Below are 14,355 nucleotides of genomic sequence, written 5' to 3' on the forward strand. Positions count from 1 at the left end.
GACTCGGCCGTGAAGGTTTTGTATGCTTCAATTAATACAGCAGATGCCCCCGCGGGAGGACGACGGGTTTTTAAGTTTTTCACGCTTCACCACGGGTGGGTAATGATAGAGGCCCCTTGTGTTAAGAAGCTTTGAAAGGAACAAGGTGAATGAAAGAGAAGCATCAACTTTACAGCCATTAGGGGTTTATGCTTAAGTTGACGCCTAGGTGCGCAGCGGGGATGACGGGACTTCTTGTTTTTTCACACCGGCAGAGCTGGTGGTTTCAGTCATTAAATGACGGCGGTGATAGAGGGTTTTAGAAAATGAATTAGTTCTTGAAGAAAGCTGTTATTGCCTTCTAATTCATTTAATGACTTTTCTACTTGATTAAATAAAACACCGATGCGGTTAATTAATGGTATTTTTTCATCTTCCACTGTTTGATCCGCCAGATCATCTTGCCACTGAAAAATTAAACCAATGGTGGCTCCCAATTTTCGCAATTTTTGAAGCCTCTTTTCATCGGTACAACCTGCTGCAAGCGCTCCTAATTCAATGGCTGTGCTAAACAAAACACCTGTTTTTAGGCGATGAACGATCTCAATTTGTTCGGGAGTCGCCTCTTTATTTTTAAACTCTAAATCCAATTGCTGGCCGCCCACCATGCCCAGAGAGCCACAGGCATGCGCTAATACATTAATCAAATGAGTATTGTTGTCGCGTGCTAAAATCTCAAAAGCTAAGCATTGCAACGCATCCCCCGTTAAAATCGCTGTCGCTTCATCGAAGGCCTTATGACAGCTCGGTTTTCCGCGACGAAAATCATCATCATCCATTGCTGCTAAATCATCATGAACCAGTGAATAACAATGCATTAATTCAATAGCGCAAGCTGCGTTGTCGATTTGAGCGGGGTCAGCGTCAAAACTAAACCCAGTTGCGTAGGCGAATAAAGAACGAACCCGCTTACCGCCCGACATCACCGCATAAGTCATCGCTTCGTGCAAACGTTGGGGGGTTTGTTTGATGTCAGGCAATATACTTCCAAGCTTATGATTGATACGCCCTTGATAAATTGTGATAACGTTCATTGAATCAATTTCCTAGCTCATCGTATTATAGACGTTTTGAAACACTATCGAAAGCGTTGGTATTCTTAATTTAATAATGCTTCTGTCGCCTCACGGAAGTTGGAGAACGGCCGGCGCTTATTTTGAATCAGAAGGGAAATATCAATGAATGAAAAAACCGTTTTTAATCTAAATCAACAATACACCGACGGCTGGAAACAAAATGATTTGCTACTTATTCTTTCAACTCTAGCCGAAGATTGTGTCGTCATTAAATCTCACGGCCCTCGGTATCAGGGCATCCACGAGATTAAACACTGCTTTGGATTCTGATTAAACGCAAACGGAAAAGTAACCAAATGGGATTTTTATCACTTTATTTTGCAAAAAAAAAACGGCTTTCGTTGAATGGGTTTTTGGCTGTGTTTCCAATCGCAGGGAATATTCCCTTCCCGGTGGCATCAGTGTGATTAAATTTTTAGATCAGAAAATAGCTTTCCTTCACGAATACCGCATGACCCAAGCGATTTATCGATGGGAAGGGAAACACTTAAACTCCGATTGAATTAAAAGATTTCATCGGGCTTAAAGAAAAAGGTGATCTCTTCTTTTGCTGTTTCAGGACCATCCGAACCATGTACCGCGTTAGCGTCGATGGAGTCAGCGAAATCAGCCCGGATCGTTCCTGGAAACGCTTCTTTCGGGTTAGTGGCCCCCATGATCTCTCGATTTTTAACGATGGCATTTTCGCCTTCCAAGATTTGGACCATTACAGGCCCTTGTCTCATGAATTTTACCAAATCGGGGTAGAAAGGACAATCCTTGTGAACCGCATAGAACTTTTCTGCTTGTGGTTTACTCAGATGACACATTTTAGCTGCGATAATTTTAAGGCCTGCTTTTTCAAAACGGGAATAAATCTGGCCAATGATATTTTTGGCCACAGCGTCGGGTTTGATAATTGATAGCGTTCGTTCAATAGCCATTGTAAACCTCGTGCGTTAGAAATTAAGCCCTGTGAAGGGATTCAGAATAGAAAATTCTGTAATTGTAAGTAGTTAAATAAGCAAGTTCCATAAAAACTTGAATTACGTTACAATTTATTAAGGAATTAAAAACCATGACGGCATTTGAGATTATACCTTTCACCCTCTTTTTGGTTGTAATAAATACTGCGATCGCCGAACGAATAAATGTCCCCTATCCTTTGGTATTGGTGATGACTGGTTTAATCGTTGGGTTTATTCCGGGAATTCCCAATTGGCATCCTCCCAGCGAACTGATGCTCCCTTTATTTTTACCGCCTATTTTATTCGCTGCCGCACACCTGATTTCTTGGGAAGGCATTCAGAATAACAAAAGTGAAATTTTCTCCTTGTCGATATTGCTCGTCATTGCTTCAACCATCGTGATTGCTGTCATATTAGCCTGGATCGTTCCTGGGATGCCTCTATCCGCTTCGTTAGTATTGGGAGCCATTATTTCACCGACCGATACTATTACATTGACCTCGATTCTCAACCGCATGCGAATACCCAATCACATCATTCGCAGCCTTGAGGTGGAAAGCTTATTTAACGATGCGGTGAGTATTGTGCTTTACAACATGGGACTGATGTTCGTGTTTATTGGAGCCATCAATCTACTCCATGCCGAGGAAAGCATGTTAATTGTCGGGTTGGGTGGCATCGCGGTCGGTCTGATATTCTTCTATTTCACTAGTTTAATCGTCAAAGAATTTTTAACCGAATCTGAAAATGAATTGCCGATTATCATGAGCATTATTTTAGCGTATGTTTCTTATTTATTTGCTGACCGGATTGGCGTGTCGGGTGTTTTGGCCGTATTCGCTGCCGGTCTTTTTCACAAGCGCACGGAGCGGACGATTAAAGCAAGGACGCGGCTATCAGAAAAATCCGTCTGGGATACTTTAGTATTTTTCTTAAATGGTTTGATTTTTATTGTCATTGGGATGCAATTTCCGGACTTTTTTGGGCAAAGTGAATTACTTCCCTACAGGACAATTAATCTTATTTTCAACGATTACCATTTTATCTTTAATCTTACTGCGGTTTATTTGGGTCTTAGCGACCAATTTACTCGTTAATTCGCTTTCACGGCTAAGAAAAACCTAACAAAACGGTATATATTTTCTTGGAGAGAAGTGATTATTTCTTCCTGGTCAGGTATGCGAGGCTTGGTATCGCTGGCGTTAGCCCTCGCACTACCCATTATGCTACCTGACACAACTCCATTTCCTTATCGTGATTTAATTATTTTCTTAATAATTATTGCTATTTTGTTTACTTTACCCGTTCAAGGTTTGACGTTACCTTATTTAGTCAAATTACTAAAATCTGAAAAAAGCGACGGTGCTTTTATTAAAGAAAGCTCTAAAATATATTGTCGATTAACGAAAAGAGGCGATTCAACACATAGATCAATTGGACGCGGGCGAAAATATTTGTTCTGAAAATGCTAAAAAATTAGTAAATAATTACTACACCAATTGACTCTTACAATTTAAAGTCTCTTACAAAACCGAATGCGACACCCACGAAGCTGAAGCCCTTCTCACCAAAATTTTAAATTATGAACGCAAGCGGCTCCATGAAATGCGCTCCCAGGGAGAAGTTTCTGAAGAAGTTTACATTCGTATTCTATCCAAGATAGATCGCGATGAAGTGGGTTTGGCTTCTTTAAATTGTCCCCATGCGCTACTACAGTTCTTTTGGCCTCTCCTAGCCTCTTCCGCAAGCAGGAGAGAGGTTGTGGAAAGGCGGCACTGAAGTTTTTAGAACATTCTTATTAAAGCAAGCTCAATTACTCAATTATTTATAGAAATGCTAAATAAGTATTGACTTAACTTAAAGTTGTTTATTAAAATAACACCCTTAACGGACTTCACTAGGAGTCACTAGGAGGAATATTCATCATTTCTCTGTCTTTTTGGTGTTTAATCGACGGACCTTAACTAACCAAATCCAGCCTGTATTGGATGTGTTAACACGTTAATCTAAGTAAAAAGAGGAGAAATATCAACATGTTGAAAAAAATTGTAATTGGGATGGCAGGCACTACTGCTATTGGTATTAGCACCGGCGCATTAGCACGCGGATCGGTTGAGCAATCATACAACAATACCAGTGATGCTGGTTTTTACGTTCGTGCTGAAGCAGGTTATGGGTTGGTCGATAAAAAAACGGGTAATTCCAAAGATTTCACTGGCGTAACACTAACCGAAAACTCTCACACTAATACAAAAAAAAGCCGAGGTTTTAACGGTCGAGTCGCCGTTGGTTATGCTTTCAATCCTTATTTCTCATTAGAATCAGGGTTTACTTACTACCACCCTGCTTACCGAAATGTAAACCTGGCTCGCAGGATGGCTCTTTTTTCTTCCGTACAAGCCGAAGACAGACAAAAAATAAACTTGTACTCTATTGATTTAATGGCCAAAGCAACTTTACCTATCAATAACTTCTACACTTTTATCGAGGGTGGTGTTGCTTATGTGCATGCTAAATTTGCCGCGTTTACAGAAACGGGTACCGAGGTTAGTCCTCTCTTCACTTCCGTAATCACTCCTGTGGCTATTAAGGTTCCGTCAAGCTCCATAGGCTATATTCGACCGAAAGCCGGCATCGGTGTGGGTTACAACATCACCCAGAACATTGGCGTTGATATTTCCTACTCACATGTCTTTGGTCAAGGGAAAATCAATAACGCTAACTACTTGCCTAACCTGAACGCTGTTACGGTTGGCTTGACTTACAAATTCTAAGGAACTTAGACACAAAAAGGGGCTTCGCCCCCCTTTTTTAGACTCCCATATACGAGATAGGATTTATCGAAATTAGATTTCGATATTAGGAAGCGAATATGAAGTTTTTACATTCCCGGCTACAGGCTATTTGCATTCTTGCCACTCTTTTACTTTTTTCTGTAGAGTTTTCAGTTAGCGCTCTTGGTGATGTCGAGAATGCCGCTCAACAGAATCTTGCTCTTGCAAAAGCAGCTACTCAGCAACAACCTGAGACGCCGCCTTCGCTACTTCCTCCTCCACCCAACTTGGATGTCAAAGGATATGTATTAATGGATGCTGATTCTGCTATCGTCATTGCTCAAAAAAATATGACTCAGCGCCTTCAGCCGGCAAGCTTAACGAAACTAATGACGCTTTATCTCACCTTTCAAGAGCTAAAGAGCGCTCAGATCCATTTAGACGATAAACCAAAGGTCAGCGTTAAAGCCTGGCACACAGGTGGCTCTCGAATGTTTTTAAAGGAAGGTGCTGAAGTCCCTGTCAACTTACTGATCCAAGGAATTATTGTGGCCTCGGGGAATGATGCCTGTGTCACCATGTCGCAATATATTGGGGGGACAGAATCCTCTTTCGCTCAAATGATGAATCAAACGGCGGCGCGCCTGGGAATGAAAAATTCACATTATGTCGATTCAACGGGCCTCCCTCACCCAAACCATTATTCGACTCCTTACGATATGGCCCTTTTAACTCGCGCTATTATCAATGACTTTCCGGAGTATTATCATTACTTTTCCCAAAAATGGCTGACTTATAACAATATCAAGCAACCCAATCGCAATCGCTCATTGTGGCGTGATGGGTCGACCGATGGATTAAAAACCGGTCATACAGAAGAAGCCGGCTATTGTTTGATTGCCTCGGCGAAACGCAACAACATGCGTTTAATTTCGGTGGTTATGGGAGCGCCAACCGACAGCGAGCGAGCGGATGATTCTGAAGCGCTGCTAAATTATGGATTTCGTTTTTATCAAACGCGCCTATTATTCGATGCGAACACTTCAATTACTAAAAAACGTATTTGGATGGGCAAACAAAAACACGTCGAATTTGGCTTAACTCAACCGCTCTATGTCACGCATCCCGTGGGTGAGGATAAAAATTTAAAGGTGACGATGAGTTTTGCCATCCAGCATTTGCACGCGCCTATTTTGAAAGGACAGTCTTATGGAAAAATTAATGTGATCTTAAATGGAAAATCCATTAAAAAAGTTCCCTTAATTGCTTTACAAGATGATCCTCGCGCTGGTTTATTTTCGCGGGCTTGGGATCATATCGCACTATTTTTTGAGGGAATTTTTAGCAAATCCTCATGACAGACAACACTACCTTAATTCAGTTTCCCTGTGATTTTACGATTAAAGTGGTCGCTTATGCTAACGAGAAATTTGAAAAAGGGGTACTGGCTATTGTCCGTAAGGACTTCCCTGAACACCGATACTTATTAAATAAAAAACGCTTGAGCTGCGACGCTCATTTTCTCGCGCTTAGTGTAACAGTCTATGTGGAAAACAAGGTGATTTTAGATAACTCTATTCAAAGAGCTCTATTATGATACTCCATTTATTATCATGGCGCTATAACGAAACACCAAGGAGGGTAATATGGGTCACCCGATAGAAGAAAAGCTCATTGAACATGTGCCTCGTCCACAAATGGAACCACCCTTTGAACATCCGGAGTAGGTCGAAGAATCCTCCAACGCCCTTTACTTGCTTTAATCGTTACCCTTTTTTGCTAGGACTGGGCGCGGTTTGTATTTCCTTAACTTTAAGAAGTAAAACATCAAACGAAACGCGGGCTGTTGGGCGATTTCTTATGTTTATTAGTTCGCTATTATTTGGGACTGGAATGAGAAGGCCGGAAACTCGTCAACGATTTATGCAAAAACTTCAAAATTACACTATTTTCTGCTGTTTTTAGGCGAACCCTTAATTCGGAAGAGCCGCCCGTACAGAACCCGAATAACGGACCCAAAGCTCCCTAGTTTGCTTTAATTTACGTATGGAAATCACTTTATTCATTACTAAACATGTTTTTACGGCATTTACTCTCGTTTTAATACTATTTTACTGGAGAGAGCTCACGGCTCTCAAAACTTTCTTTGGTTGCCGGATATTGCTTTGTTTCTAACCCTCATTGCGTTTTAGATGAATTCCTCTTTACTGATTAGCGTCAGTATTATTAGCTTTCTTCTTCCGGAAATCGTATGGAATGTCGATTTCTTTTTCAAACTCCTGGTGCGACGATGCTTGCTCAGCGCGACGGATTATATGTTCGACCCTAAGCGTACGCTTTTTTGCGGTATTTAGCAGCTCTGTTACAGGCTTTGTTATTAAATATTTGCGGCTGGGCTGATTGCGAGGTCTCGCATAATTCGATGCAATGCTGCACGCCGAGTCCAACGCCATCGCATGGCGAGCTCACGTCCACCGCCCCCTAGCCCAGGAACCACAGCATAATCATATCCCAATCAAAAATTAGGATCTAAATCCAAACGAAAAAAACTTTGATCACCATAACGAAAGCCGAAAGAACGGCTTAAATCCCCCCTTTCAACAATGTAATAAATTCCTTGTGCAAAGGCCTGCGCCTAACAAGCCGGTAAAAAACGCTGCAGGTAACCGATGAATTTTCGCCAACATAAATTATTTTTATCACTACCAAACCCACCAAAAATGTCATATTTTCGACCGTATAATTTAAAAGCTTCAGTGAGCAATTGAATATTAAAATGCTCGCCGGTGGTAGTCACGCCTTTAGGTTTTATGTAATCTCTGAACTCATTCAACACAGCTAATAGTGTTTGAGCTTCATTATCGTCAGCAATGTTCTCCTCACGGTTAAGCGCTTGTTAGCAATCACGGTCATTGGCATTGCCAATAGCATTGATGATTGCCTGCAATGTCTTAGCGTCTGCTGTTTACGAAAAATCTTCTGCTTTTTCTTCTTTTTCCTCATGAGGGAACTGCGCTTGATATTGTTTTTGTTTCTTACCGGGATAATATTCATTCAGATATTTCGCAATCATCAAAGCCATTTCATTGTCTCTTCCGGCTAAGGCTAATCGAAAGGCTGTACCTTTGACAATCACTGGATTGCCCCTTAAATCTTCCGCATGAGTTTCATGCTTCACCTTCCTCTAATAACAAATCAAGGTTTATCTGTATCATCGCCTCCACTTGATCATGCTCACCTCTAGCTACATAGCTTCGTAATTGATTTACCGAATATTTTTTTAATTCACCTGCTTTATCTTCTCTAAATATTCTATGGTGATTTTTGGAATCGACAGTAAGAACAGCTAAAATGACTGTCTCCATAAGAAAAAAATTGTAATTCACCACCGTATTAGCAAGAGATTGGGTAAAAGTCTTTGCGGGAAATTATTTTTGTTCTGATTCCGGTGTATTTTGAGCCGCCATATTTCCAGAAGCATGGCCGCATCGGCATCGGTTCTGTACTGCCATCCTCAACAGATTAAATAAATATTAAAAAATAAAAGATCTAGATTCCTTTCCCAAGCGTATAAAGATGATCTAGTCACCGCATGTCTTACTCAGTAAAATGACAGCATGAACGATGTTGTTATCCGCCAGTTAACTAACTTAATTCCCTATCAACCGTTGTGGGAAGCCATGCAAACTTTCACCGCCCGCCGTCAATCGCAAACGACGGACGAAATATGGTTCCTGGAACATGAGCCGGTTTTTACTCAAGGGCTCGCTGGAAAACCAGAACACGTCTTAAATTCAGTGAATATCCCACTCATTCGCACCGATCGCGGAGGTCAAGTGACCTATCATGGGCCAGGGCAACTCATGATGTATTTATTGTTAGATCTTAATCGGTTGGGCTTAAGTACTCGAACCTTTGTCCGCACTATTGAAAACACGATTGCTGAATCCCTACAAGAATGGGGCATACCCGCACAAGGGAAAAAAGCCGCCCCCGGCGTTTATGTGGACGATAAAAAAATTTGCTCCATCGGGCTGCGGGTGCGAAAGGGTTTTAGCTACCACGGATTAGCACTTAACGTCGCCATGGATTTGGCCCCCTTTTCTTGCATTAATCCCTGTGGATTTAAAGGATTAGTGATGACCCAAATCCAAGACTACGTAAATCCCATCGAAATAGATGCCGTAAAACGTACAATTATTCCATTATTTTTAAAGAATTTCGGGTATAATCAGCCTGCTATTATGGCAACAACCTCATTGGAGTTTTTAATCGATGACCACTTACGATCCTTCTCAGAAAAGCCTAGGGAAAGAGAAACTGTCAAGGATTCCCGTCAAAATTGAAGCTCCTCACACGCCCTTTCGCAAACCCGATTGGATCCGTATTCGCTTATCGACTGATAATAAAGTCAGTCAATTAAAAAAATTGCTTCGTGAAAATCGCTTAGTAACTGTCTGCGAAGAGGCCTCCTGTCCTAATTTAAACGAATGCTTTGGGCATGGCACCGCTACTTTTATGATAATGGGCGATAAATGCACCCGTCGGTGCAGTTTTTGTGATGTCGGTCACGGTCGTCCTGATCCCCTTGACCCAGAAGAACCGCTTAATCTCGCTAATACCGTAAGTGTCATGTCGCTAAAGTACGTAGTCATCACTTCAGTGGACCGTGACGATTTACGAGATGGGGGCGCGCAGCATTACACGAAGTGCATTAACGCCGTGCGAGAAAAAACCACAGGCATTAAAATTGAAGTACTGGTTCCTGATTTTCGAGGACGCATGGAAAAAGCCTTAGATCAGCTCGCTTACGGTCTCCCTGACGTTTTTAATCATAACATCGAAACGGCACCCCGTTTATATAGACAAGCACGTCCCGGTGCTGATTACCCATGGTCTTTAGCTCTGTTACAGACTTTCAAAAAACGTTTTCCTGGCATTTCCACTAAATCGGGGATGATGTTGGGCTTGGGCGAAACGCGAGGGGAGGTGGAAATGGTGATGCGCGATCTGCGCCAGCATGAAGTTGATAGGCTAACCCTCGGGCAATATTTGCAGCCGACGCGTTACCACATGCCGGTGGACCGCTACGTAACCCCGCAAGAATTTCAGGAGTTAGGCGAACTCGCTAAAAAGCTAGGATTTAGCAATGTGGCCAGCGGTCCGTTAGTGCGTTCTTCCTACCACGCGGATCTGCAAGCCCAAGGGGAACAGGTTTCCTAAGGTAGCTATTGAAGCGAAGCGAAATACGGGAACGCGCTAATTCATTTACGCCTTCGCCGAAATGATGAGGATAACCGATTGAGTTTAATAAACTTCATTTCTTAACATGATTGAACATTATCTAATTTACATCGACTACTGCTTACAAGCAAATCCTTATATGGGTATTCTATTTGCTTTTCTCATTGCTTTTACCGAATCATTACCCCTTGTCGGAACTGTTATCCCAGGCTCCCTCACCATGTCAATCATGGGTATATTAGCTGGAAGAGGGATTATTTCTTTAGAGGCGACTTTACTCTGGGCCACCCTCGGCGCATTAGCAGGTGATACCGTTGGCTTTTTCATGGGGAAATATTACAACGAACACTTACGTTTGATCTGGCCTTTCAAGAAATACCACAAATGGCTTACGTTAGGCGAGGCTTTCTTTCGCAAACACGGCGGCAAAAGTATTTTGATTGGCCGGTTTGTGGGGCCTGTGAGAAGTTCCGTACCTTTAATTGCCGGCTTATTGAAAATGAGTTGGGTTCGTTTTTTTGTCGCTGCTATTCCTTCCGCAATCCTGTGGGCGGTGGCTTACCTGCTGCCGGGCGTTTTGATCGGCGCTGTCTCCCTCGAATTACCCCGTCATTTAACGACGGAATTTATAATGATAGGATTAGGCGTCATCCTCTTCCTCTGGCTACTCTTTTGGGCTGCTCAACGCTTTTTCACACTTCTGATCTTAACTATTAACGACTGGACCGACCAATTATGGCGTTGGCTTTATCTTCATCATTCGTCACGTTTTTTCTTGCGCGCCATTACTAACCATCGAAACCCCACCGATCATCATCAATTGAGCATGACAATTTTGGCCTTTTTAAGCTTCCTGTGTTTTTTAGGGTTAAGCATTATTGCCGTTACGATCGGCCCTTTAACTAACTTTAACGAACCTTTATTTTACTTTTTACAAAGTACACGATTGCCCTATATCGATAAGTTTTTTGCTCTAATAACCATGCTTGGCGATGCAAAAGTTGTTTTAGGCATAAGCTTACTTCTTATCATCGTTTTAGGGATCAAAAAGCACTGGCGAGCAGCTTTCCATTTGGCGTTAGTGACTGTAACAAGCGCTGCAGGCGTTTATTTGTTTAAATGGCTCGTCTATTCGCCTCGACCCCGTGGTTTTTTAATGGTGGATCCTTTCTCTTCTTTTCCCAGCGGACACGCAGCCCTCAGTCTGGCAATATTCGGTTTTATTGGTTTTCTAACCGCGCAACAATTACCAAAAAAATGGCGCTGGATTCCCTATACAACCGCCAGCATTTTAATTGTTTTAATTAGTTACTCTCGTTTATATTTAGGGGCGCATTGGCTCCAGGATGTGTTAGGTAGCCTTTTTCTAGGAGTTGCGATTTTACTCAATGTTATTGTCTCTTATCGCCGCTATCCCTCCAAACCGTTTGGAAATTTAAAATGGCTCGTCTTTCTAACTGTTACGCTCGTTTTGCCTTGGGCGGTAATAACTAAAGCTAACCTTCATACCGTCTTACATCGTTATGCTCCCTTACGGCCTGTGCGGGAAATAACTTCCAAAGATTGGTGGCAACACCCAACCCGTTACGTTCCCATTTATCGCTGGAATAGTTTCGGTCATCCGGTTCAGCCTTTCAATATTCAATGGACGGCTCCATTACATGACCTTCAGAAAACTCTAGAGGATTACGGTTGGGAGTCCATTCACACTAAAATGGACATCCAAACCGCCTTGGGTCGGTTTGCGAGTTATAAACCGGAACGGCATTTTCCTCTTTTTCCTTGGCTTTATCGTGCTAAACCACCTGTCTTGTTCATGATTAAACATCTCCCTCACGCCACCACAATTATTGAACTCCGTTTGTGGGAATCAGGTATCTGTTTTGAGGATAACGCCTTGCCGCTCTGGGTGGGTTCTATCAATTATCACATTGCCCCGAAACGGTTGATTACGTTGCGAAAGCCTCATGAAATCTCCCATATCAACGGGGGGGGTGTTAATGAGCTGACGGAGACGCTGGCAAACTATCAGTGGAAAAAAATATTTCTCCATGATTCTGAGAAACCTGAGAAAATCAGGCCTCTTGAATGGAATGGTGAAATTCTTATCATCCGTTCCACAAGTGCTCTTTAAATATGTATGTTATATTTAACAGTAAAAAGGAGGTAATACCATGGAAAGACAAAATGTTCAACAACAAGCTGAAAAAGAACAACGACAAGGGCCGGGCGCTCATCAACGTCGAAACCAAGATAAGATACCCTTGTCTTAGTTGAGTTGTCGCCCCCCCTGAGCTTTCAGGGGGGGGAATCCTATATAGATCATATCGTTGCCAAATCGGTATAGCTTTTCGAATATCTTGCATGGATTTCCACAGACCGAGATTCATCTCGATTGCGCCTAAGGGCGTGATCAGTTGACGGGAAAAACTGATCCCCACTTTAAATAACCCAGGAAAATAACCCAGGAGCAATATGATCCCCGTGCAAACGTCATAGTTGGATAAATTAAATTCTCTGGTAAGGGGCGCCCTTTGGCAAAAGCCCACCGCATAAATCGCTTTGGTGCATTGCGAAAAAAATTGACGAATATTTTCTTCCGTGGAGGAGTAACGCTTTACTGATGGCAGGCCTTGTTGAATAATGTTTTCATGGACCCTTGGCGCTGAATAAAAATTAATATTTTTTTAACGACCCTTTTTGTCAATTCTCGTATAATGAGCACGGAAGAATGAGAGGAACCAAAAACAGCAACAGTATCTTCTGCTTCATAACGCTTCGCCAGCTTTACAGGATGAAGTGCATCGCAAATTTCAATAGGATTTATTTTTTTGTTCAATTTTTCATGGAACCGGAACGTTTTTGGATAAGCTAGCATCGCTAATATAACTTTTTTGCTTTTAATCAGTACGTTGAGTCTCGAGATGCCATTCGTTCTTTTGTACCGATAATTCATTTAATCGGCGATCCAGTGAAACGGTTCGGCGACTTGTTTTTGCAAACAAAAGTTCGTCTTTTCAAATGAATCAATGGGAAGGGAACAAGTTTTAGTGGCATAATTACAAAGCACGATAACCCGTTAAAAACTCAAGAAACAAATACACTCGAGTGTTAGAAGTTATCTTTCCCCAATAACGGCCAAAACGCCGACCTGAAAATGAGGATCAATCCAGGCGACGCTTTGAGCATCCACGCCCGATCCAAAAGCTCCCCATTGCAGCTATTCCTGCCGCTCAGCACCCAGCACTGCCCAATCGAAACTCAATTTCGACATCTCATAAGCTCTCACAAAGTAATTTAAAGACCGCGACGTCTACGTCGCTCCTGTGCATCGATTTTTCGACGCTCCCGCCGGTATTCCGCCTCTTCGTAGCGCCGTTTTTCAATATCAGTTTCAGGGATTACCGAGGGAACTTCAGTCGGTTTACGACTTTCCTCCAACGCAACAAAGGTAAAGTATGCCGATAGAATATGAGTCACTGCCCGCGTTTTTGGATTTTCCGCCAACACTTTAAGGCCGATTTCCATCGACGTCCGCCAGGCGCGATTAATCGAGGCTCGAATCAACAACACGTCCCCTCGCCCCGCCGGTGCTAGAAAATGCAAGGCATCGACAGAGGCCGTCACACAGGTGTGGCCACTGTGCCGCTCGGCAACAACCAAAGCAGTGCGGTCTAACATTGCCATAATAAGTCCGCCAAAGACAGTATCGTTGGAATTTAAATCATTAGGAAAAATTTTATAGATTTGATCATGGATAACGGATTCAGAAACATACTTCGGCTTCATTTTCCACCTCGAGGAGAAAAAACTATTAGCTGATTATTATACATCTCATTAAATCCACTTTAAAGCCAACCCCGTAGCCTGTATGAAGCGCAGTGAAATACGGGGATGATAGACGAGATCATTATTTTCCCGTATTCTGCTTTGGTCTATACGTATATGGCCCCAGGGTTGTTGTCAACAATCAGTTTTGACGAAAAGAACGTATATGCGGCTTCACCGAGCCACCGCATGAATTAGCCTCATCAACCTCAGGTTTTACCTTAACGTCCTTAACATCACATTGCCGCGTTTACTAATCCGCGACAAGACCTCCTTATTCTCACTCGCGTGTTGTGGAGGAACTAACCCAATAAACACCAACAACTTGCCAGAAACAGATGAAATTGATGAATGTCCCTCCCCGTTCGCATAAACCGGCAGCGCCGTTAAATCCCCCCGGCTGCGCTGTACCCGTTGACAATCCTCATTGGTTTTTACCACGGCTTT

11 protein-coding genes and 7 pseudogenes are annotated in these 14,355 nt (G+C 42.6%); 10 read left to right on the forward strand and 8 right to left on the reverse strand.

Annotated elements, in window-relative coordinates:
- Positions 1-272: 272 nt before the first annotated feature.
- A complete protein-coding gene (locus tag OWO34_RS05625) occupies positions 273-1,073 on the reverse strand; it encodes a polyprenyl synthetase family protein (RefSeq protein WP_267256838.1) in 801 nt (266 codons plus the stop codon).
- A gap of 46 nt (positions 1,074-1,119) precedes the next feature.
- Between OWO34_RS05625 and OWO34_RS09820 the strand changes: the two are divergent.
- Together OWO34_RS09820 and OWO34_RS05630 are read left to right on the forward strand one after the other, a co-directional pair.
- Positions 1,120-1,225 (forward strand): annotated as a pseudogene (locus OWO34_RS09820) (hypothetical protein).
- A pseudogene (locus tag OWO34_RS05630) lies at positions 1,218-1,617 on the forward strand (nuclear transport factor 2 family protein). Before OWO34_RS09820 ends, OWO34_RS05630 begins: the two co-directional pseudogenes overlap by 8 nt.
- On the opposite strand, the pseudogene ndk reads toward OWO34_RS05630, so the two are convergent.
- Positions 1,603-2,038: pseudogene (ndk, locus tag OWO34_RS05635) on the reverse strand (nucleoside-diphosphate kinase). The pseudogenes OWO34_RS05630 and ndk overlap by 15 nt on opposite strands.
- A gap of 134 nt (positions 2,039-2,172) precedes the next feature.
- On the opposite strand from ndk, the pseudogene OWO34_RS05640 reads away from it, so the two are divergent.
- The 5 genes and pseudogenes from OWO34_RS05640 to OWO34_RS05660 all read left to right on the forward strand — a co-directional run bounded on the left by OWO34_RS05640 (position 2,173) and on the right by OWO34_RS05660 (position 6,865).
- Positions 2,173-3,525, forward strand: a pseudogene (locus tag OWO34_RS05640) (cation:proton antiporter).
- 570 nt (positions 3,526-4,095) lie between these two features.
- Entirely contained in the window at positions 4,096-4,836 is a 741-nt protein-coding gene (locus OWO34_RS05645; protein WP_267256839.1) for an outer membrane protein, read from the forward strand.
- Positions 4,837-4,934: 98 nt separating this feature from the next.
- Positions 4,935-6,194 carry a D-alanyl-D-alanine carboxypeptidase family protein gene (locus OWO34_RS05650; protein ID WP_267256840.1) on the forward strand — a complete coding sequence of 420 codons (1,260 nt, stop codon included), beginning with the start codon at positions 4,935-4,937 and terminating at the stop codon, positions 6,192-6,194.
- Positions 6,191-6,433, forward strand: coding sequence for a YbeD family protein (locus tag OWO34_RS05655; protein WP_267256841.1), 243 nt, complete (start codon positions 6,191-6,193; stop codon positions 6,431-6,433). The genes OWO34_RS05650 and OWO34_RS05655 overlap by 4 nt, the downstream gene beginning before the upstream one ends.
- Before the next feature lie 49 nt (positions 6,434-6,482).
- Positions 6,483-6,865 (forward strand): annotated as a pseudogene (locus OWO34_RS05660) (hypothetical protein).
- Between the two features lie 606 nt (positions 6,866-7,471).
- On the opposite strand, the gene OWO34_RS05665 reads toward OWO34_RS05660, so the two are convergent.
- The 3 genes from OWO34_RS05665 to OWO34_RS05675 form a co-directional block, all read right to left on the reverse strand.
- Entirely contained in the window at positions 7,472-7,633 is a 162-nt protein-coding gene (locus OWO34_RS05665; RefSeq protein WP_267256842.1) for a hypothetical protein, read from the reverse strand.
- Between the two features lie 168 nt (positions 7,634-7,801).
- A complete protein-coding gene (locus OWO34_RS05670; protein WP_267256843.1) occupies positions 7,802-8,014 on the reverse strand; it encodes a hypothetical protein in 213 nt (70 codons plus the stop codon).
- On the reverse strand, positions 8,004-8,201 hold the full coding sequence (locus tag OWO34_RS05675) for a hypothetical protein (protein ID WP_267256844.1): 198 nt from the start codon (positions 8,199-8,201) through the stop codon (positions 8,004-8,006). The genes OWO34_RS05670 and OWO34_RS05675 overlap by 11 nt, the downstream gene beginning before the upstream one ends.
- Before the next feature lie 252 nt (positions 8,202-8,453).
- On the opposite strand from OWO34_RS05675, the gene lipB reads away from it, so the two are divergent.
- From lipB to OWO34_RS05690, 3 genes are all read left to right on the forward strand, one after another.
- Positions 8,454-9,182 (forward strand): lipoyl(octanoyl) transferase LipB, encoded by a 729-nt coding sequence (gene lipB / locus OWO34_RS05680; RefSeq protein WP_267256845.1) that lies wholly within the window; start codon positions 8,454-8,456, stop codon positions 9,180-9,182.
- On the forward strand, positions 9,112-10,059 hold the full coding sequence (gene lipA, locus OWO34_RS05685) for a lipoyl synthase (RefSeq protein ID WP_267256846.1): 948 nt from the start codon (positions 9,112-9,114) through the stop codon (positions 10,057-10,059). The genes lipB and lipA overlap by 71 nt, the downstream gene beginning before the upstream one ends.
- 106 nt (positions 10,060-10,165) lie before the next feature.
- Positions 10,166-12,214: an LssY C-terminal domain-containing protein gene (locus tag OWO34_RS05690; protein ID WP_267256847.1), complete on the forward strand. Its 2,049-nt coding sequence runs from the start codon at positions 10,166-10,168 to the stop codon at positions 12,212-12,214.
- Between the two features lie 184 nt (positions 12,215-12,398).
- On the opposite strand, the pseudogene OWO34_RS05695 reads toward OWO34_RS05690, so the two are convergent.
- The 3 genes and pseudogenes from OWO34_RS05695 to OWO34_RS05705 form a co-directional block, all read right to left on the reverse strand.
- A pseudogene (locus OWO34_RS05695) lies at positions 12,399-13,354 on the reverse strand (CBU_1268 family Dot/Icm T4SS effector); the annotation flags it as partial.
- A 23-nt stretch (positions 13,355-13,377) separates the two neighbouring features.
- Positions 13,378-13,869, reverse strand: a complete 492-nt coding sequence (locus tag OWO34_RS05700; RefSeq protein ID WP_267256848.1) for an acyl-CoA thioesterase — start codon at positions 13,867-13,869, stop codon at positions 13,378-13,380.
- A gap of 261 nt (positions 13,870-14,130) precedes the next feature.
- Positions 14,131-14,355, reverse strand: a pseudogene (locus OWO34_RS05705) (transposase); the annotation flags it as partial.

This window comes from Coxiella endosymbiont of Ornithodoros maritimus, assembly GCF_907164965.1.
Taxonomy (GTDB): domain Bacteria; phylum Pseudomonadota; class Gammaproteobacteria; order Coxiellales; family Coxiellaceae; genus Coxiella.